General features: G+C 64.8%; 18 protein-coding genes. 8 read left to right on the top strand and 10 right to left on the bottom strand.

The genetic code is table 11. The features are described 5' to 3' along the window. Window positions 1-77: 77 nt before the first annotated feature. Window positions 78-2,087 carry a DNA helicase Rep gene (gene rep, locus ACX1DW_RS14350; protein ID WP_458991732.1) on the bottom strand — a complete coding sequence of 670 codons (2,010 nt, stop codon included), beginning with the start codon at window positions 2,085-2,087 and terminating at the stop codon, window positions 78-80. Between the two features lie 243 nt (window positions 2,088-2,330). On the opposite strand from rep, the gene ACX1DW_RS14345 reads away from it, so the two are divergent. Beyond that, window positions 2,331-3,968: a putative bifunctional diguanylate cyclase/phosphodiesterase gene (locus ACX1DW_RS14345; RefSeq protein ID WP_458993409.1), complete on the top strand. Its 1,638-nt coding sequence runs from the start codon at window positions 2,331-2,333 to the stop codon at window positions 3,966-3,968. A 30-nt stretch (window positions 3,969-3,998) separates the two neighbouring features. On the opposite strand, the gene ACX1DW_RS14340 is transcribed toward ACX1DW_RS14345, so the two are convergent. The 3 genes from ACX1DW_RS14340 to ACX1DW_RS14330 all read right to left on the bottom strand — a co-directional run bounded on the left by ACX1DW_RS14340 (window position 3,999) and on the right by ACX1DW_RS14330 (window position 7,897). Beyond that, entirely contained in the window at window positions 3,999-5,972 is a 1,974-nt protein-coding gene (locus tag ACX1DW_RS14340) for a BCCT family transporter (RefSeq protein ID WP_253750158.1), read from the bottom strand. A 131-nt stretch (window positions 5,973-6,103) separates the two neighbouring features. After that, a complete protein-coding gene (locus ACX1DW_RS14335) occupies window positions 6,104-7,600 on the bottom strand; it encodes a YifB family Mg chelatase-like AAA ATPase (protein WP_458991731.1) in 1,497 nt (498 codons plus the stop codon). Between the two features lie 36 nt (window positions 7,601-7,636). Beyond that, a complete protein-coding gene (locus tag ACX1DW_RS14330; protein WP_013981620.1) occupies window positions 7,637-7,897 on the bottom strand; it encodes an accessory factor UbiK family protein in 261 nt (86 codons plus the stop codon). Window positions 7,898-8,293: 396 nt separating this feature from the next. On the opposite strand from ACX1DW_RS14330, the gene glnK reads away from it, so the two are divergent. The 5 genes from glnK to sutA all read left to right on the top strand — a co-directional run bounded on the left by glnK (window position 8,294) and on the right by sutA (window position 12,293). Further along, window positions 8,294-8,632 (top strand): P-II family nitrogen regulator, encoded by a 339-nt coding sequence (gene glnK / locus ACX1DW_RS14325; protein ID WP_003096476.1) that lies wholly within the window; start codon window positions 8,294-8,296, stop codon window positions 8,630-8,632. A 38-nt stretch (window positions 8,633-8,670) separates the two neighbouring features. After that, the gene (locus ACX1DW_RS14320) at window positions 8,671-9,987 is read left to right on the top strand and encodes an ammonium transporter (RefSeq protein ID WP_458991730.1); all 1,317 of its coding nucleotides are present in this window, start codon (window positions 8,671-8,673) and stop codon (window positions 9,985-9,987) included. Window positions 9,988-10,109: 122 nt separating this feature from the next. Further along, the gene (locus ACX1DW_RS14315) at window positions 10,110-11,360 is read left to right on the top strand and encodes an ammonium transporter (RefSeq protein WP_063539578.1); all 1,251 of its coding nucleotides are present in this window, start codon (window positions 10,110-10,112) and stop codon (window positions 11,358-11,360) included. 102 nt (window positions 11,361-11,462) lie between these two features. Beyond that, the gene (locus ACX1DW_RS14310; RefSeq protein ID WP_200600466.1) at window positions 11,463-11,888 is read left to right on the top strand and encodes a secondary thiamine-phosphate synthase enzyme YjbQ; all 426 of its coding nucleotides are present in this window, start codon (window positions 11,463-11,465) and stop codon (window positions 11,886-11,888) included. 78 nt (window positions 11,889-11,966) lie between these two features. Continuing rightward, the gene (gene sutA, locus ACX1DW_RS14305) at window positions 11,967-12,293 is read left to right on the top strand and encodes a transcriptional regulator SutA (RefSeq protein ID WP_125868765.1); all 327 of its coding nucleotides are present in this window, start codon (window positions 11,967-11,969) and stop codon (window positions 12,291-12,293) included. A 70-nt stretch (window positions 12,294-12,363) separates the two neighbouring features. Here the strand turns inward: sutA and ACX1DW_RS14300 are convergent, their stop codons facing one another. From ACX1DW_RS14300 to lptM, 6 genes are read right to left on the bottom strand one after another with little or no spacing between them, the layout of a single operon-like run. Further along, window positions 12,364-13,065 carry an HAD family hydrolase gene (locus tag ACX1DW_RS14300; RefSeq protein WP_125868766.1) on the bottom strand — a complete coding sequence of 234 codons (702 nt, stop codon included), beginning with the start codon at window positions 13,063-13,065 and terminating at the stop codon, window positions 12,364-12,366. Beyond that, complete coding sequence (xerC, locus tag ACX1DW_RS14295; RefSeq protein WP_458991729.1) at window positions 13,062-13,967, bottom strand: tyrosine recombinase XerC; 906 nt, start codon at window positions 13,965-13,967, stop codon at window positions 13,062-13,064. The genes ACX1DW_RS14300 and xerC overlap by 4 nt, the downstream gene beginning before the upstream one ends. A gap of 57 nt (window positions 13,968-14,024) precedes the next feature. After that, window positions 14,025-14,717, bottom strand: a complete 693-nt coding sequence (locus ACX1DW_RS14290) for a DUF484 family protein (protein WP_125868768.1) — start codon at window positions 14,715-14,717, stop codon at window positions 14,025-14,027. After that, window positions 14,714-15,544, bottom strand: a complete 831-nt coding sequence (dapF, locus tag ACX1DW_RS14285; protein ID WP_063539582.1) for a diaminopimelate epimerase — start codon at window positions 15,542-15,544, stop codon at window positions 14,714-14,716. Before dapF ends, ACX1DW_RS14290 begins: the two co-directional genes overlap by 4 nt. 10 nt (window positions 15,545-15,554) lie before the next feature. Further along, window positions 15,555-16,802, bottom strand: coding sequence for a diaminopimelate decarboxylase (gene lysA / locus ACX1DW_RS14280; protein ID WP_458991728.1), 1,248 nt, complete (start codon window positions 16,800-16,802; stop codon window positions 15,555-15,557). A gap of 12 nt (window positions 16,803-16,814) precedes the next feature. Continuing rightward, window positions 16,815-16,955 (bottom strand): LPS translocon maturation chaperone LptM, encoded by a 141-nt coding sequence (lptM, locus tag ACX1DW_RS14275; RefSeq protein WP_003283423.1) that lies wholly within the window; start codon window positions 16,953-16,955, stop codon window positions 16,815-16,817. Window positions 16,956-17,143: 188 nt separating this feature from the next. Here lptM and cyaY point away from each other — a divergent pair, with 188 nt between their 5' ends. Together cyaY and rnk are read left to right on the top strand one after the other, a co-directional pair. After that, the gene (gene cyaY / locus ACX1DW_RS14270) at window positions 17,144-17,476 is read left to right on the top strand and encodes an iron donor protein CyaY (protein WP_020306713.1); all 333 of its coding nucleotides are present in this window, start codon (window positions 17,144-17,146) and stop codon (window positions 17,474-17,476) included. Between the two features lie 160 nt (window positions 17,477-17,636). Next, complete coding sequence (gene rnk / locus ACX1DW_RS14265; RefSeq protein WP_020306712.1) at window positions 17,637-18,041, top strand: nucleoside diphosphate kinase regulator; 405 nt, start codon at window positions 17,637-17,639, stop codon at window positions 18,039-18,041. Window positions 18,042-18,146 lie beyond the last annotated feature (105 nt).

The following is an 18,146-nucleotide window of genomic DNA, read 5'->3' as shown; positions in this document are numbered from 1 at the left end:
CACGATGCCAGCAGCATGCCGCGCCAGCGTTACGGGATTCAAACCGGCCGCGAAAAAAAGTTCGGCGCGGCGAGCCGTCAGCGCTTGAGCATCGCCCGCATCGCCGCCAGCGCGTCGTTGCCGCGCGCCGCTTTCACCTCGACCGGCGCCTCTTCCCCGCCTTCCCAGACCAGGTCTTCGGGCGGCAGTTCGTCGAGGAAGCGGCTCGGCGTGCAATCGATCACCTCGCCGTACTGCTTGCGCTTGGCGGCAAAGGTCAGCGCCAGGTTGCGCTTGGCACGGGTGATGCCGACATAGGCCAGGCGCCGCTCTTCCTCGATGGTGTCGGCCTCGATGCTGGAACGGTGCGGCAGGATTTCTTCCTCGAAGCCGATGATGTACACCGAGGGAAACTCCAGGCCCTTGGAGGCGTGCATGGTCATCATCTGCACACCCTCGGCACCTTCTTCCTCTTCCTGCTGACGTTCGAGCATGTCGCGCAGCACCAGCTTGCCGATGGCGTCCTCGATGGTCATGTCGCCGTCTTCGTCTTTCTCCAGCGTGCTCTTCAGCGCATCGACGAGAAACCAGACGTTGCCCATGCGCGCGTCGGCCACCTTGTCGCTGGAGGCGTTCTGCCTGAGCCAGTTTTCGTAGTCGATATCCATCACCATGCTGCGGATGGCGGCGATCGGCTCGTTGACCACGCATTGCTGGCGCACGTTGTCCATCCAGTGCTTGAAGCGCGACAGGCGCTCGGCGTAACGGCTGTCCAGATGCGCGCCCAGGCCGATCTCGTCGGACGCGGCGTACATCGAGATGCCGCGCTCGCTGGCGTAGTTGCCGAGCTTTTCCAGGGTAGTGGAGCCGATCTCCCGTCGCGGCACGTTGATCACCCGCAGGAAGGCGTTGTCGTCGTCCGGGTTGACCAAGAGGCGGAAGTAGCTCATCAGGTCCTTCACCTCCTGGCGGGCGAAGAAGCTGGTGCCGCCGGACAGGCGATAGGGAATCTGGTGGTGCTGCAGCTTCAGCTCCATCAGCTTGGCCTGGTAGTTGCCGCGGTAGAGGATGGCGAAGTCGCTGTAGGGGCGTTGAGTACGCAGGTGTTCGGTGAGGATTTCAAGCGCCACACGCTCGCACTCGGCCTCTTCGTTGCGCGTGCGGATCACGCGGATCTCGTCGCCGTGGCCCATCTCCGACCACAGCTGCTTCTCGAACACGTGGGGGTTGTTGGCGATGAGGATGTTGGCGCACTTGAGGATGCGGCTGGTGGAGCGGTAGTTCTGCTCCAGCATCACCACCTTCAGCGACGGGTAATCCTCCTTCAGCAGCATCAGGTTTTCCGGACGGGCGCCGCGCCAGGCGTAGATCGACTGGTCATCGTCACCGACCACGGTGAACTGGTTGCGCATGCCGACCAGCAATTTGACCAGCAGGTACTGGCTGGCGTTGGTGTCCTGGTATTCGTCGACCAGCAAGTAGCGGATGCGGTTCTGCCATTTTTCCAGAATGTCGGCGTGCTCCTGGAAGAGCTTCACCGGCAGCAGGATCAGGTCGTTGAAGTCCACCGCGTTGTACGCCTTGAGCGTGCGCTGGTAGTGCAGGTAGACGATGGCGGCGGTCTGCTCCTTGGGGTTGCGCGCGTTGGCCAGGGCCTCGTCGGGCAGGATCAGGTCGTTCTTCCAGCTGTCGATGAGGTTCTTGATCTCGTCCGCACCGTCGTCGCCGGAATACTCCTTCTGCATGATGTCGGTGAGCAGCGCCTTGATGTCGCCGTCATCGAAGATCGAGAAGCCGGGCTTGTAGCCTAGGCGCGCGTATTCCTTGCGGATGATGTTCATGCCCAGGTTGTGGAAGGTAGATACGGTCAGCCCGCGCGCCTCGCTGCCTTTGAGCAGCGTGCCGACGCGCTCCTTCATCTCCCGCGCGGCCTTGTTGGTGAAGGTCATGGCGACGATGTGGCGGGCCTGGATGCCGCATTGCTGCACCAGATAGGCGATCTTGCGGGTGATCACGCTGGTTTTGCCGGAGCCGGCACCGGCGAGCACCAGCAGGGGGCCGCCGACGTAGTTCACGGCTTCCTGCTGCCGAGGGTTGAGTCGGGACATGTCGTTCAGGTCGTTCGAAACGGGGGCGCGAGTTTAACAGGCCGAAAGGGTCATGCAGGCGCGTTACGGCGGCAATAAAACGCCGATCGTCGCGCTCGGGGCTTGGCTATCGGCAAGAATCGATTAGTCTTGTCGCGCGGCAGGATGCTGGGTGGTCGCACAGGGAATGGTGAGATCGGAGACCATTGGTGTCTTCAAATAGCTCTAGAGTCCGGAGGCCGCTTGCCAGCGCCCGCCCAACCCATGCCACTGTTGCTGTTGGCGCATCGACCCGACTGGGCGGTGCGGCTGCGCGCCTGCCTGAAGGGTTCGGCCCACGCCGAGCAGCTGATCGTGGCGTCGGACTGGCAGACCGTCAGCAAGCAGCTCGAATCGCCCTGCCTGGTTCTGGCAACGCCGCAATGCCGGCCGGCGCCCGGGCGCTTCCCCTGGCCGCTGATCCTGCTGCTCGACGAGGAGCCGGAAGAAGTCCCTGAAGGCGCGGTCGACTGGCTGGTGGCCGACCAGCTCAGCGCCGAGGTGCTGCGCCGCTGCCTGCGCTACGTTCGTGAACGCTGCAACCTGCAGGGCACCCTGCAGAAGCTTGCGGTGCGCGACCCGCACACCGGCATCGCCAATCGCCAGGGCTTTCAGGCGCAGCTACTCGATGCCCTGAGCGAGCACGGTGGCCAGGGGCTCGAGCTCGGTTATCTGGATCTGGACAATTTCCGCCATGTCAACGACGCCCTCGGTCACGAGGCCGGGGACCGCCTGATCCTGCAGGTGGTCGCCCGGCTCAAGGCGCAGCTGGAGGCGGGCGACGTGCTGGCCCGGCTGGGTGGCGACGAGTTCGCGCTGCTGCTCGATACCCGCGACGACAGCGGCCGCGCCGACGCGATCGCCGATCGCATCGTCGAGGCGCTGGCCGAGCCCTACTGGGTGGACGGCGAGAGCCTGATGCTCGGATGCAGCCTCGGGCTGGCGCGAGCCACTGCCGGGACGTCGGCCGACGCGCTGCTCTGGCACGCGCAACTGGCCATGCGGCAGGCCAAGGCGAGCCAGGGCTGCACCTGGTGTCTGTATGACGAGCACGTCAGCCGCAGCGCACGCAGCCTGGCCGATCAGGAGGGTGAACTGCGCCGGGCGTTGCGCCGCGGCGAGCTGGAGCTGCACTACCAGCCACGCCTGTGCCTGGACAGTGGCCGCGTCGTCGGGCTTGAGGCGCTTGTGCGCTGGCTACATCCCGAGCGCGGCCTGCTGGCGCCGGATGCCTTCATTCCCATGGCCGAGGAGAGTGGACTGATCGTGCCGCTCGGCTATTGGGTCATCGCCCGCGCCCTGCGCGACCTGCAGAGCCTGCACGAGCAGGGTGCGGACTCGCTGCACATGGCGGTCAACCTGTCGTTCCGGCAATTCCAGGACAGCCAGCTGCTGCCGACGCTGACGCGGCTGATCGACGAGCGCGCCATCGATCCACACTGGCTGGAGTTCGAGCTCACCGAAACCGCCGTGATGCGCCGCAGCGAGCAGGTCCGCAGTGCCATGGTCGCACTCGGTCAGCTGGGCGTGCGCTTCTCGCTGGATGACTTCGGCACCGGTTTCTCGTCTTTCGTGCATCTGTCCAGCCTGCCGATCACTTTGCTGAAGGTCGACAAGAGTTTCGTCGCCGGGATGACCGCGCGCCCCGAGAAGATGCAGCTGGTACGGGCTATGATCGGCCTGGCCCGCGAACTGGAGTTGCAAGTGGTCGCCGAGGGGGTTGAAACCGCTGAGCAACTGGAGCTGCTGCGCCAGTTTGGTGCGCAGCAGGTGCAGGGCTATCTGGTCAGCCAGCCGTTGCCGCTGGCCGAGCTGATGAGCTTCATGAACGCCGAGCGCCAGGCTGCGGGCCTGACGCACTGAGCCGAAGCGCTCGGCGGAACCCGGTCCGCCTCAGCGGACCATGTGCAGGAAGTGCATGTGCTTCTCGTACTGGCCGAGGATGTCGCCGATCACGTCCTCACGGCTCCAGCCCATCACGTCGTAATCCTGCCCGCCTTCCTTGAGATGCACCTCGGCGCGGAAGTACTTGCGCTCCTCGCGCTCGTCGTCCTCGCTGGTGGCGACGAAACTCGGCATGGCGTAGGCCCGCGGGCGCACCTCGTAGATGAAGTCCGGCTCGCCTTCGTGGGTGATTTCGAAGCGCAAGCGACGATCGTCACCTTCGCTGATCTCCACCGCATAGCCCTGCTTGCGCATTTCCTCGGCGATGTCTTCGTAGGCCGGACGCACCACTTCGGTGATGAAGCGCACCACATGGGCGCGTCGCGGGAACAGCATCAGCGTACGCAGGCGACGTTGCCAGCCACCGGCACTGCGCGGTGCGCTGGGTGACGTGCTCAGGGCCTGGTAGCGCAGCCCCTGTTTGGTGGCATCCAGGCGCAGCGCCTTGAGCAGACCCCACATCGAACAGAGTAGCGCGATGGTGAAGGGCAGGGCGCTGGCGATGGTCGCCGTCTGCAGCGCGGTCAGACCATCGGCGAGCAGCAGCGCGATGGCCACGCCGCCCATGGAGGCGGCCCAGAAGATGCGCTGCCAGACCGGGGTGCCCTGCTGGCCGCCGGAGGCGAGCATGTCAACCACGAGTGCCCCGGAGTCCGCCGAAGTGACGAAGAACACCACCACCATGATGATCGCGATCAGCGAGATAAAGCCCGAGAAGGGGAAGTGCTCGAGGAAGGCGAACAGCGCTAGCGAACTGTCCTGCTCGATGGCTTCACCGAGGCTGGAAACGTGTTCCCAGAGGATCATGTGGATCGCGGTGTCGCCGAAGACGGTCATCCACAGCAGGGTGAATGCGGTCGGTACCAGCAGCACGCCTGTGACGAACTCGCGAATCGTCCGGCCGCGCGAGATGCGCGCGATGAACAGGCCGACGAAGGGCGACCAGGCCAGCCACCAGCCCCAGTAGAACAGCGTCCAGCCGCCGATCCAGTCGTTCGGCTCGTAGGCGTAGAGGTTGAAGGTCTTGTTGACGATGTCCGACAGGTAGCTACCGGTGTTCTGCACGAAAGTCTGCAGGATGAACACGGTTGGCCCGGCGATCAGCACCATCAGCAACAGCAGCGCGGCCAGCGTCAGGTTCAGCTCCGACAGTCGGCGCACGCCCTTGTCCAGGCCGGTGACCACCGAAATCGTCGCCAGCAGCGTGGTGGCTATGATCAGGCCGATCTGCACCGGCACCGATATAGGCAGGCCGTAGAGGTGGTTCAGTCCTGTGTTGATCTGAGTGACGCCGAGGCCCAGCGAGGTGGCGACGCCGAGCACAGTACCGATGATGGCGAAGATGTCCACGGCATGGCCGATTGGCCCATAGATGCGCTCGCCGATCAGCGGGTAGAGCGCCGAGCGCAGGGTGAGCGGCAGGCCGTGGCGGTAGGCGAAGTAGGCCAGGATCATCGCCACGATGGCGTAGATCGCCCAGGCATGCAGGCCCCAGTGGAAGAAGGTGATCTTCATCGCCTCATAGGCGGCCGCGCTGGTGCCGCCTTCGCCCACTGGCGGTGAGAGAAAGTGCATCACTGGTTCGGCGACGCCGAAGAACATCAGGCCGATGCCCATGCCGGCGGAAAACAGCATGGCGAACCAGGTCAGGGCGCTGTAATCCGGTTCGCTATGATCCGGTCCGAGCTTGATATCGCCGTAACGACTGAAGGCCAGCAGCACCACCATGAGCAGGATGAGTGCAACGGCGAGGATGTAGAGCCAGCTGACGTTGGCGATGATCCAGGCCTGCGTGTCGCCGAACAGCGTTTGCGCGTGGCTCTGGAAGGCGACGCTGTAGATCACCAGCGCCAGGATGATGACCGCCGAGCCGTAAAAGACCGGGGCGTTGAGGTGGGACGACGAGGGCTGTTTTGCCTCCATGCTGCGCTCCTTCGGGTTGTTTCTGGGGAGTGGCCGCCTGTGGCGAAAGCCATCCAACTTAACACAGACCGCAAAGGATGCTGGTTGTCCGCAGCCGATCGATGCGCACCGAAGCCCGGGCTAGAGCAGGTTCAGGCTTGACTCCCGGGCCGGTACTGCAGGGCTTCGGCGAGGTGCTGACGGCTGATTCGCTCGGCCTGTTCCAGATCGGCGAGGGTGCGCGCCACCTTGAGCAAGCGGTGCGCCGCGCGCAACGACAGCGCCAAGCGTTCGCAGGCGCGTTCCAGCCAGGCCTGGTCGTCGGCACCGAGCTGGCAATGACTGCGCAGGCCGGCCAGATCGAGAAAGGCGTTGGCGCAGCCCTGACGGGCAAGTTGCCGCTGCCGTGCCTCGGCGACCTGCGCGGCGAGCACCGCGCTGCTCTGGCCCGTCTGCGGCGGTGCGTTGAGGGCGGTTGCTTCGCGCGCCACGGTCAGGTGCAGGTCGATGCGGTCGAGCAGCGGTCCGGAGAGCTTGTTGCGGTAGCGCTGAATCTGCTCCGGTGTGCAGCGGCAGCGCCCGTTGGGATCGCCGAGGTAGCCACAGGGGCAGGGATTCATCGCAGCGACGAGCTGAAAACGCGCCGGAAAGCGCACCTTGTCGCGCGCCCGGGCGATGACGATATGGCCGGATTCCAGCGGCTCGCGCAGGACCTCGAGTACCTTGCGATCGAACTCAGGCAGTTCGTCGAGAAACAGCACACCCTGATGCGCCAGGGTGATTTCCCCCGGCTGCGGGCGGCTGCCGCCACCGACCAGCGCCGGCCCTGATGCACTGTGATGGGGCTGGCGGAACGGTCGTTGCGGCCAATGTTCGAGAGGGCTATGGCTGGCCACCGAATGAATGGCCGCGACCTCCAGCGCCTCCTGTTCGTCCAGCGGCGGCAACAGGCCGGGCAGGCGGCTGGCCAGCAGCGTCTTGCCGGTACCGGGTGGCCCGGAAAACAGCAGGTTGTGCGCACCGGCCGCGGCGATCAGCAGGCCGCGCTTGGCCGCCTGCTGGCCCTGCACGTCGGCCAGGTCAGGGTAAGGCTGGACCTGCCGTAGCAGGCCCTGGGCGACATAGGGTTCGAGTGGCGTGACGCCGTTGAAGTGCGCGGCGACCTCGAGCAAGTGCTCGGCGGCATAGACGGTTAGCCCTGAGGCCAGGCTGGCTTCCTCGGCGTTGGCCCGCGGCACCAGCAGTGCACGACCGGCGGCACGTGCAGCGAGGGCGGCGGGCAGCACGCCCTGCACCGGGCGCAGGGCGCCGGACAGTGCCAGTTCGCCCAGGCATTCCAGCTGCCCCAGGCGTTCGCTGGGCAGCTGTCCGCTGGCGGCAAGGATGCCCAGGGCAATGGACAGGTCGAAGCGGCCACCGTCCTTGGGCAGGTCGGCAGGGGCGAGGTTGAGGGTGATGCGTCGTGCGGGAAAATCGAAACCGGAGCTGAGGATGGCGCTGCGCACGCGATCCTTGCTTTCCTTGACCGCGGTTTCCGGCAGGCCGACCAGGGTCAGCGCCGGCAGACCGTTGGCCAGGTGGGCTTCGACGGTCACCGGCGGCGCTTCGACGCCGATCTGAGCGCGGCTATGAACGATGGCCAGGGACATTCGATCACTCCTTTGATCGTGTCGCGGCCCGGTCTATCAGGACGCGGGCGGCGTGAGCTTTTCTTCCAGTTCGGCAACCTTGGCTTCGAGCGCCTCCAGGCGCGCGCGGGTGCGGGCGAGCACCACCATCTGGCTGTCGAATTCGTCGCGGCTGACCACGTCGAGCTTGTTCAGTGCGCCCTGCACCACGCCCTTGAGCTGGGCTTCGAACTCGCCACGCGGCAGCGGCGTCTCGCCGTTGAACAGGCGCGAGGCCTGGGAGCCGATGGCATCTAGGAAAGCTTTTGGCGGCAACATTGAAAACACCTGTCGTTGAACGGGGCGCAGTGTAGCACGGTGATTTTTCTGCCTTTCTTGCAGGTGGCGCACAAAAAATGAGCAGAGCCTGGTGCGCCTGCGCACCATTTCTGTGCGTTCATCAGGCGGAACCGTCCGTCGGGCCGCTTCGTTTGAGGCCGAACCCGCGTAGCAAGCGGCTTGCGCAAAGCTGGCATCGATTCTGCTTTGCTCCTGTTGACGCACGCACCGGTTCGTTGCGGTGCATGAGCGATTCGCGACGCTTCGTCGGAGAGATTGGTGGTGTCGGTCCGCGGCCCGGCTGAAGCCGGAGCGTTACAACAGCCAGACACTGAGCTTAGACTTGAGCCGGGTTCGTACTTCTGGGGCAAGTCCACCTAAACGGGAGAAGTTTTCATGAAACTAGTCACTGCCATCATCAAGCCGTTCAAGCTGGACGACGTGCGCGAGTCGCTGTCGGAAATTGGCGTACAGGGCATCACCGTGACCGAAGTCAAAGGCTTCGGTCGTCAGAAGGGCCACACCGAGTTGTATCGCGGTGCCGAATACGTCGTCGACTTCCTGCCGAAGGTAAAGATTGACGTGGCCATCGCCGACGATCAGCTCGATCGCGTCATCGAGGCCATCACCAAGGCCGCCAACACCGGCAAGATCGGTGACGGCAAGATCTTCGTGGTCAACCTGGAACAGGCTATCCGCATCCGTACCGGCGAAACCGATACCGACGCGATTTAAGCAGCACCTCCGAACCCCCACGCCCCAGGAGTAAAACCATGACTCTGCGAAGATTCGCAGGGCTAGGAGCCCTTTTGCCTCTGATAAGCCCAGGCATCGCCTTGGCGCAGGAGGCGACGCTGGATTCAGGCGATACGGCATGGATGCTGACGGCCACTGCGCTGGTGCTGTTCATGACCATCCCCGGGCTGGCGCTGTTCTACGGCGGCATGGTCCGCTCGAAGAACATCCTCTCGGTGATGATGCAGTGCTTCGCCATCACCGGCCTGATGAGCATCCTCTGGATGGTCTATGGCTACAGCCTCGCGTTCGATACCACCGGTATGGAAGCGGGCGTCACCAACTTCAATTCCTTCGTCGGCGGTCTGGATCGTGCCTTCCTCAGCGGCCTGACGCCTGACAGCCTGGTCGGCGCGTTCCCAGAAAGCGTCTTCATCACGTTCCAGATGACCTTTGCCATCATCACGCCGGCGCTCATCGTCGGCGCCTTCGCCGAGCGCATGAAATTCTCGGCGATGCTGGTGTTCATGGGCGTCTGGTTCACCCTGGTCTATGCGCCGATCGCGCACATGGTCTGGGGCGGTGACGGCGGCCTGATGTGGGACTGGGGCGTGCTGGACTTCGCCGGTGGCACCGTGGTGCACATCAACGCCGGTATCGCTGGCCTGGTGGCCTGCCTGGTGCTGGGCAAGCGCAAGGGCTTCCCGACCACGCCCATGGCACCGCACAACCTGGGGCTGACCCTGGTCGGCGCGGCGATGCTGTGGATCGGCTGGTTCGGCTTCAACGCCGGCTCCGCCGTGGCCGCCAACGGCACCGCCGGCATGGCCATGCTGGTCACCCAGATCGCCACCGCCGCCGCGGCGCTGGGCTGGATGTTCGCCGAGTGGATCGGCCACGGCAAACCCAGTGCACTGGGCATCGCCTCCGGCGTGGTCGCCGGTCTGGTCGCCATCACGCCGGCTGCCGGCACGGTCGGCCCGATGGGCGCGCTGGTCATCGGTCTGGTCTCCGGGGTGGTCTGCTTCTTCTGCGCCACCAGCCTGAAACGCAAGCTTGGCTACGACGATTCGCTGGATGCCTTCGGTGTGCACGGCGTGGGCGGCATCGTCGGTGCGCTGCTCACCGGCATCTTCGCCGCGCCCATGCTGGGAGGCTTCGGCGAGGTGGAGAACATCGGCCTGCAGCTGTGGATTCAGTTCAAGGGCGTGCTGTTCACCGTGGTGTACACCGGCATCGTCACCTACCTGATCCTCAAGGCGATCGATCTGGTGATGGGGCTGCGGGTCAACGAGGAGCAGGAAACCGTCGGCCTCGACCTCAGCCTGCACAACGAGCGCGGCTACAACCTGTAAGCCATTCAGGGCGCCCCGGAGCCAACCCGGGGCCAATCCGAAAAGCGGCGCTGGCCATCGATGCAGCATGCGGTGGCCAGCGGACCGAACAGCGCACAAAGCGCGACAGCAAGAGGTGACACATGGATAGCACTGCATTGATACCCGTCCAGTACGGACTCGATACCTTCTACTTCGTGATCTGCGGAGCGCTGGTGATGTGGATGGCGGCGGGTTTCGCCATGCTCGAAGCCGGTCTGGTCCGGGCCAAGAACACCGCTGAGATCCTCACCAAGAACATCGTGCTCTACGCGCTGGCGTCGATCATGTATCTGCTGGTCGGCTACTACATCATGTACTCCAGCCCGGAAGGCGGCATCCTGCCGAGCCTGGGCTTCCTGATCGGTGACGAGCATGCGGTCGATGTGGTCGCCGCCGGTGGTGAGGACGCGCCTTACTACTCCGCGCGTGCCGACTTCTTCTTCCAGATCGTCTTCGCCGCGACCTGTATGTCGGTGGTTTCCGGTGCGGTGGCCGAGCGCATGAAGCTGTGGGCGTTCATCGCCTTCGCGGTGGTGATGACCGGCTTCATCTATCCGGTTCAGGGCTTCTGGAAGTGGGGCGGTGGTTTCCTGGATGCCGCCGGCTTCCTCGACTTCGCCGGCTCCGGCATCGTGCACATGGCCGGTGCGGCCGCGGCGCTGGCCGGTGTCCTGCTGCTTGGTCCGCGCAAGGGCAAGTACGGCCCGAACGGCCAGATCAACGCCATTCCCGGCGCCAACCTGCCGCTGGCGACCCTCGGTGCCTTCATCCTGTGGATGGGCTGGTTCGGCTTCAACGGTGGCTCGCAGCTGAAAATGAGCACCATCGAAGACGCCAACGCGGTTGCCCAGGTCTTCGTCAACACCAACATGGGCGCGGCCGGTGGCCTGATTGCGGCGCTGATCACTGCGCGCCTGCTGTTCGGCAAGTCCGACCTGACCATGGTGCTCAACGGTGCGCTGGCCGGTCTGGTGGCGATCACCGCCGAGCCGCTGACCCCGAGCGCCCTGCAGGCGACGCTGATCGGTGGCGTGGGTGGCGTGCTGGTGGTGTTCAGCATTCTCGCGCTGGACAAGCTCAAGCTCGATGACCCGGTCGGTGCCATCTCCGTGCACGGTGTCGCCGGCATGTGGGGCCTGCTGGCCGTGCCGCTGACCAACGCCGATGCCACCTTCGGTGCCCAGCTGCTGGGTCTGGTCTCGATCTTCCTCTGGGTGTTCATCGCCAGCTTGATCGTCTGGGGCATCATCAAGGCGGTGATGGGCCTGCGCGTCAGCGAGGAAGAAGAGTACGAGGGCGTGGACGTGGTCGAATGCGGTCTGGAAGCCTATCCGGAGTTCACTCGTCAGTAACGACTCAAAGGGTCATGACAAGGGCGCCTTTTGGCGCCCTTTGTTTTTTTCGGCGCCACGCTAGAATGCGCGCGACCCGTCGTTGAACATGAGTCTTCGAACATGTGGCAACAGACCCTGATCACCCTTCGCGCCCGGCCGCGCGGTTTTCATCTGATCACCGACGAGGTGCTCGGCGCGCTGCCGGAACTGCGTCGATGCCAGGTCGGTCTGTTACACCTGTGGCTGCGGCATACCTCGGCCTCGCTGACGATCAACGAGAATGCCGATGCGGCGGTACGGCGCGACTTCGAACGCTTCTTCAATCGTCTGGTGCCGCAGGGCGAAGAGGGTTACGAGCATGACTACGAAGGGCCGGATGATCTGCCGGCGCACTTCAAGGCCAGCCTGCTCGGTTGCCAACTGAGCCTGCCAGTGAGCACGGGGCGCCTGGCGCTGGGGACCTGGCAGGGCATCTATCTCGGGGAACACCGCGACCAGGGTGGCGCGCGGCAGATAGTCGCAACGCTGCACGGGACGGCAAGTTGAATTTTTTTTGGCGGTGTCGGTCATTCCGCATCGCTGGGCTATAACTTACTCCGCTTTGGCAAAGCCATGAGGTAGAACATGAGCGACGAAGAACTAGAACAAGACGATCTGGACGTGAGCGACGAGGAGGAAGGCGAGGAGCTGAACGCGGCCGACGACGGCGACGACAACCTCGACGACGAAGGCACCGACAGCGAGCGCGCCACGCCGGCCAAGAAAAAGGCCAAGGCTGCCGAGCCTGACGAACTGCCGAGTCTGGAAGCCAAGCAGAAGGAGCGTGAGGCGCTGGCGCGGGCCATGGAGGAATTCCTGGCACGTGGTGGTCGCGTCCAGGAAGTCGAGCCCAACGTAGTCGCCGACCCGCCGAAGAAGCCGGACAGCAAGTACGGCAGCCGTCCTATCTGAGCACCATTTACATACGAACAAGCCCGCCATGCGCGGGCTTGTTCGTATTCAGCAGCAGCTTGTCTCTGGCTCAGTTGCCGCGCCAGTCGAGCAGCAGCTTGGGCAGCTCGGCGAGGCTGCGGATCTGCGCGTCGGGCTGGTAATCCTGCGTCCAGGCGATTTGCCCAGGATTGAACCAGACCGCGCGCAGTCCCGCCTGTTGTGCTCCGGCGATGTCGTCCTCGGCATGATCGCCGATATGTACCGCCTGCTCGGGGAGGGCGCCGCCCAGCCGCAGGGCTTGTCGGAACGGGTGCGGGTCGGGCTTGCCGATGCCGAGCTCCTCGGCACAGAGGGTGAACTGGAAATAGTCGGCCAGGCCCAGACGGCGCACGTCGGCGTTGCCGTTGGTGATCACGCCAAGGGTGTAGTGATTGGCCAGAAACTCCAGCGTGGGCTGAACGTCCGGGAAAATCTCGACCTCATGGCGCGCATCGAGAAACACCTGAAAAGCCCGCTCGGCCAGTTCGTCCGCTTCCTCACGAGGATAGCCCGCATCACCCAGTGCGTGCTGCAGGATGCGCCGACGCAGTTCGCTGACACGATGACGCAGCGTCGGCTCACGCTCGACCAGCATGCGCCGGATCGCACCCAGCGCCTCGACGGGAAACTCGCCCAGGCGCGGCGCGTGCTTGGCCAGCCAGTCGCGCAGCACGGTTTCCGCGCTCTGGATGGCCGGCTTGGTTTCCCAGAACGTGTCGTCCAGGTCGAATGTGATCAGGCGGATGTTCATATGTCGGAATCCTGCTTGCGCTTGGCGCGCGGATGCGCCTGGTCATAGACCTTGGCCAGGTGCTGAAAGTCCAGGTGGGTATAGATCTGCGTGGTGCCGATGTCGGCGTGGCCGAGCAACTCCTGGACCGAGCGCAGATCCTGAGAAGACTCCAGCATGTGGCTGGCGAAGCTGTGACGCAGCATGTGCGGATGCAAGTGCTGGCCAAGTTCGCGCACCCCTGCCTGGCGCACCCGCACTTGCACCGCACGGGCGCCGAGGCGCCGGCCCTGCTGGCCGATGAACACCGCGCTGTCGCTTGGGTTGGCCAGCGACCGTAGGGGCAGCCAGGCCTGCAGCGCCTCGCGGGCCTTGCTTCCGACCGGCAGCTCACGTGCCTTGTTGCCCTTGCCGAGCACGCGTACCAGCCCTGCGGGCAGGTCCAGCTGCTCAAGATTCAAGCCGACCAGCTCGGACAGGCGCAGGCCGGAGGAATAGAACAGCTCCAGCATCGCCTGATCGCGCCGCGCGATGAAATCGTCCTCGACGCCGCCATCGAGCAGCTGCATGGCGCGATCGGTATCCAGCAGGCGCGGCAGCCGGCGTTCGCCCCTGGGTGCGGACAGCCCGGTGGCCGGGTCGTGTTCGCAGAGGCGCTCCTGATTGAGGTAGCGATACAGCCCGCGTACCGATGACAAGAGGCGTGCCAGGCTGCGGCTGGATTGACCCTGGCGATGCAGTTCGCCCACCAGCTGGCGCAGGTGCCGGCTTTGCAAGGCGGACCAATCGAGGATCTGCTCGCGTTCGCAGTACGCCAGCAGCTTGTTCAGGTCGCGCCGGTAGCCGTCCAGCGAGTGGGCCGAGAGCTGCCGGGCGCTGCGCAGATGTTCGAAGTAGGCATCAAGGGCAGTTTCAAGCGTCACACTGGGCTCCACATATGCACGTACGGCCGCGCCGATGCGTTGCCGCAGCTACAAGCGTCAGCGTACCGAACGCAGAGGGGTGCCGAAGCGCGGCAGCACCCGGGTCAACACTTCGGCGATATAGCCGAGAAACAGCGTGCCCAGCGAGCTCTTGTAGTGCTGCGGGTCCGGGCTGCCGATGGCCAGCACGCCCTGCTGATTGTTCAGGCTGACCACCGCGGCGGAGCCGACGCTGCCGCCATCTTCGCCGAACAGGAAACTCAGTTCGTGCGGACGTAGCACGCCGCAGATGGTCTTGCCGCCGTCGAGCAGGCCGCCGATGCTCTGCTGCGCCTCGCCGGTGCTGACGCAGCGGCCCACCGGCAGTGTCGCGTCGCTGAACAGGATGAGGCTGACGTAGGGCACCTGGAATTCGTGGCGCAGGCTGTCTTCCACCGCGCTGACCACTTCTTCCAGGCTGCCGGCGTCGAGCAGGTCGAGCACCAGGCGGCGGGTCTTGTCGAACAGGCGGTCGTTGTCGCGCGCGACGTCCATCAACTGCGACAGCCGATGGCGCATCTCGATGTTGCGCTCGCGCAGCAGCTTGACCTGACGCTCCACCAGCGACACCGCGGTGCCCGGTTGATGGGGAATGCGCAGCTCGGGGATCAGCTCGTCGTGATCGACGAAGAATTCCGGATGGGCGCGCAGGTAAGCGGCGACGGCTTCGGCGTCGGGTAGCGGAGTGCTGCCCTGAGTCTGGTCGGTCATAGGCGAACCTGTCCTTCAAATACACGAACGGCGGGGCCGGTCATCATAACCGGCTGCCCCGGACCTGCCCATTCGATGGACAGACGGCCACCCGGCAGCTCGATCTGCACCGGCGAGTCCATCCAGCCCTGGCGAATCGCCGCGACCGCAGCCGCGCAGGCACCGGTGCCGCAGGCCTGGGTCTCCCCGGCGCCGCGTTCCCAGACGCGCAGCCGCGCATGGCGGCGGTCGACCACCTGCAGGAAGCCGACGTTGACCCGCTGCGGAAAGCGCGGGTGATGCTCGATCTTCGGCCCCAGCTCATGCACCGGCGCCTGCTCGACGCTGTCGACGCGCAGCACCGCATGGGGGTTGCCCATGGATACGGCGGCCAGCTCTACGCGCTGGCCATCGACGTCGAGCGGATAGCTCAGGGCTTCCTGCTCGGCCTGGAACGGAATTTCGGCCGGCACCAGTCGCGGCGGGCCCATGTCCACGCGGATCTGCCCATCGGGGCGGATATCCAGCTCGATGATGCCGCCCTTGGTTTCGACCTTGATCTTGCGCTTGACGGTCAGGCGCTTGTCGACCACGAAGCGGGCGAAGCAGCGCGCGCCGTTGCCGCACTGCTCCACTTCCGAACCATCGGAATTGAATATGCGGTAGCGGAAATCCACGTCCGGATTCTGCGGCGGCTCGACGATCAGCAGCTGATCGAAGCCGACACCGGTGTGGCGGTCGCCCCACTGCTTGGCGTGCTTGGGCTGGATGTGCGCGTGCTGGCTGACCAGGTCGATGACCATGAAGTCGTTGCCCAGACCGTGCATCTTGGTAAAGCGCAGAAGCATGATCTTGGCCTCAAGTGGGCAGCAGGCTTTCGCCGGCGTATAGCTCCTGAACGCTCTCGCGACGGCGCACTTCGAAGGCCTGGTCACCGTCCACCAGCACCTCGGCGGCGCGGCCGCGGGTGTTGTAGTTGGAGCTCATGACGAAGCCATAGGCACCGGCCGAACACACCGCCAGCAGATCGCCTTCGACCAGCGCCAGCTCGCGATCCTTGGCGAGGAAGTCGCCGGTCTCGCAGATCGGCCCGACGATGTCGTAGCGACGGGTATCGCCTTCGTGCGGCTGCACTGCGACCACGTTCATCCAGGCCTGGTACAGCGCCGGACGGATTAGGTCGTTCATCGCCGCATCGACGATGGCGAAATCCTTGTGCGCGGTGTGCTTGAGGTATTCCACGCGGGTCAGCAGCACGCCGGCATTGGCGACGATGGAGCGGCCCGGCTCGAACACCAGTGCCAGCCCGCGGCCTTCGATGCGCTGGCGCACGGCCTGGATGTAGTCGCCGGCCAGCGGTGGCTGCTCGTCGCGGTAACGCACGCCAAGGCCGCCACCGAGGTCGAGGTGACGGATCTGGATGCCGCGGGTGGCGAGCCGATCGACCAGCGCCAGCAGGCGGTCGAGGGCATCGAGGAAGGGCGGCAGGCTGGTCAGCTGCGAACCGATGTGGCAGTCGACGCCGACCACGTCCAGGTTCGGCAGCTCGGCGGCCCGGGTGTAGACCGCCTCGGCGTTGTCGATATCGATGCCGAACTTGTTCTCTTTCAGACCGGTGGAAATATATGGATGGGTACCGGCATCCACGTCCGGATTGACCCGTAGCGACACCGGCGCCTTCATGCCCAGCTCGGCGGCAACCTGCTGCAGGCGCTCCAGCTCGTCGGTGGACTCGACGTTGAAGCAGTGCACGCCAACTTCCAGCGCGCGGCGCATGTCGTCGCGGGTCTTGCCGACGCCGGAGAAGACGATACGGCCCGGCTGTCCGCCGGCGGCCAGCACACGCTCCAGCTCACCGCGCGAGACGATGTCGAAGCCGGCGCCGAGGCGCGCCAGCACGTTCAGCACGCCAAGGTTGGAATTGGCTTTGACGGCGAAGCAGACCAGGTGCGGCATGCCATCCAGCGCATCGGCATAGGCCCGGTACTGGGCCTCGATGTGCGCGCGGGAGTAGACGTAGGTCGGGGTGCCGAAGCGTTGCGCGAGTGCGGGCAGTGCCACGCCTTCCGCGAAGAGTTGACCGTCGCGGTACGAGAAGGCCTCCATGAACAGCCTCCTTTAGAGTTCGAAACGGTCTTTGGAACGTTCTTTGACGGTCTGCTCGTCATCCGGCAGGTACAGCGGACCTTTCTGGCCACAACCGCTGAGCGCGGCGGCGAAGACGGCAAGGGCGATGAAGGGAAGCAGAAGGCGCTTCATGGGGGCTGGAATCCTTGAAAAATCTAATCGCCGGAGTATACCCAGCACCCGGCAGATTGCCTATGCGAGCAGCACGTCACACGGCGGCGTTGCTGGCCGCCGGCTCGCTTGATCCGGGCGGGGCCTGCTAAGCTCGCCGCCGTTGAGCGCGGCCTCGTCGCGCGCAGAATAATTCGAGGATGTCTTGCATGAGCCTGAGTGAAGCCCGTTATCACGATCTGGTCGATGCCGTACAGGAGAGCGTCGAGGACGTATTCGACGACACCAACCTGGATGTCGACCTGGAAAACTCCGGTGGCGTGCTGACCGTTCGCTTCGACAATGGCAGCCAGCTGATCCTCAGTCGTCAGCCTGCGCTGCGCCAGCTGTGGGTGGCGGCGCGCTCCGGTGGCTTTCATTTCGATTATGACGAGGGCAGCCAGTTGTGGTTGTGCGATGCCAGTGGCGAACGGCTCGGTGAGTTGCTTTCGCGGGTGACGCTGGAGCAGGGCGGCGAGTCGCTGGAGTTCGAGGATTTGTGACTCCAGTGCCGCGCAGGCCCCGTATTTCGGGGGCTGTCGGCAGGGGCCTTGCTTATTCGGGCTGCTGTGATAGTGTCTCTCGCAGGTCAACAAAACCCCGCCTTCGGGCGGGGTTTTGCTTTTTTCGTGTTTTATTTTTCGCAGGAGCTTGCCAGAACCCATGACCAGTGCACCGCCGATCATCCTTACCAAACTCGATCTGCAGCGCCTCGAGCGGCTGCTCGACAGTCTGGACGACTACGGTCCGGCCGCCGAAGCGCTCGAGCAGGAACTGTCGCGGGCGCAGATCGTGGAACGCAGCGAGATGCCTGCCGGTGTCGTGACCATGAACTCGCGCGTGCATTGCCGCGACGAAGGCAGTGGCAAGGACTACCACCTGACGCTGGTCTACCCACACGATGCCGGCAAGGAAGGCACCGTATCGGTGCTCGCTCCGGTCGGCACTGCACTGCTGGGCATGAGCGTCGGCCAACACATCGACTGGCCGGCCCCCGGCGGCAAGATGATCAAGCTCACCCTGCTGGCCATCGAATACCAGCCCGAAGCGGCTGGCGATCCGTTCTGACGGGCAGCGCTTGCGAAATGATCAGCCCGGCCGCCGCTGCGCCCGGGCTGGTAACAGCTTCCGGCAGCTCTGCCTCTCTTGAAGCAACAATCGTTCGATAGCACT

This window comes from Stutzerimonas sp. KH-1 (assembly GCF_054483855.1).
Note: the sequence above shows the minus strand (reverse complement) of the source record. Positions and strands in the feature narration are given on the sequence as shown.

What these genes read in the sequence shown, in the direction of transcription:
- lptM (WP_003283423.1), bottom strand. Translation starts at nt 16,955, where the DNA reads ATGAAGCGCCTTCTGCTTCCCTTCATCGCCCTTGCCGTCTTCGCCGCC.
- ACX1DW_RS14335 (WP_458991731.1), bottom strand. Translation starts at nt 7,600, where the DNA reads ATGTCCCTGGCCATCGTTCATAGCCGCGCTCAGATCGGCGTCGAAGCG.
- ACX1DW_RS14345 (WP_458993409.1), top strand. Translation starts at nt 2,331, where the DNA reads ATGCCACTGTTGCTGTTGGCGCATCGACCCGACTGGGCGGTGCGGCTG.
- ACX1DW_RS14330 (WP_013981620.1), bottom strand. Translation starts at nt 7,897, where the DNA reads ATGTTGCCGCCAAAAGCTTTCCTAGATGCCATCGGCTCCCAGGCCTCG.
- sutA (WP_125868765.1), top strand. Translation starts at nt 11,967, where the DNA reads ATGAGCGACGAAGAACTAGAACAAGACGATCTGGACGTGAGCGACGAG.
- glnK (WP_003096476.1), top strand. Translation starts at nt 8,294, where the DNA reads ATGAAACTAGTCACTGCCATCATCAAGCCGTTCAAGCTGGACGACGTG.
- cyaY (WP_020306713.1), top strand. Translation starts at nt 17,144, where the DNA reads ATGAGCCTGAGTGAAGCCCGTTATCACGATCTGGTCGATGCCGTACAG.
- ACX1DW_RS14340 (WP_253750158.1), bottom strand. Translation starts at nt 5,972, where the DNA reads ATGGAGGCAAAACAGCCCTCGTCGTCCCACCTCAACGCCCCGGTCTTT.
- rnk (WP_020306712.1), top strand. Translation starts at nt 17,637, where the DNA reads ATGACCAGTGCACCGCCGATCATCCTTACCAAACTCGATCTGCAGCGC.
- ACX1DW_RS14320 (WP_458991730.1), top strand. Translation starts at nt 8,671, where the DNA reads ATGACTCTGCGAAGATTCGCAGGGCTAGGAGCCCTTTTGCCTCTGATA.
- rep (WP_458991732.1), bottom strand. Translation starts at nt 2,087, where the DNA reads ATGTCCCGACTCAACCCTCGGCAGCAGGAAGCCGTGAACTACGTCGGC.
- ACX1DW_RS14310 (WP_200600466.1), top strand. Translation starts at nt 11,463, where the DNA reads ATGTGGCAACAGACCCTGATCACCCTTCGCGCCCGGCCGCGCGGTTTT.
- lysA (WP_458991728.1), bottom strand. Translation starts at nt 16,802, where the DNA reads ATGGAGGCCTTCTCGTACCGCGACGGTCAACTCTTCGCGGAAGGCGTG.
- ACX1DW_RS14290 (WP_125868768.1), bottom strand. Translation starts at nt 14,717, where the DNA reads ATGACCGACCAGACTCAGGGCAGCACTCCGCTACCCGACGCCGAAGCC.
- ACX1DW_RS14300 (WP_125868766.1), bottom strand. Translation starts at nt 13,065, where the DNA reads ATGAACATCCGCCTGATCACATTCGACCTGGACGACACGTTCTGGGAA.
- dapF (WP_063539582.1), bottom strand. Translation starts at nt 15,544, where the DNA reads ATGCTTCTGCGCTTTACCAAGATGCACGGTCTGGGCAACGACTTCATG.
- ACX1DW_RS14315 (WP_063539578.1), top strand. Translation starts at nt 10,110, where the DNA reads ATGGATAGCACTGCATTGATACCCGTCCAGTACGGACTCGATACCTTC.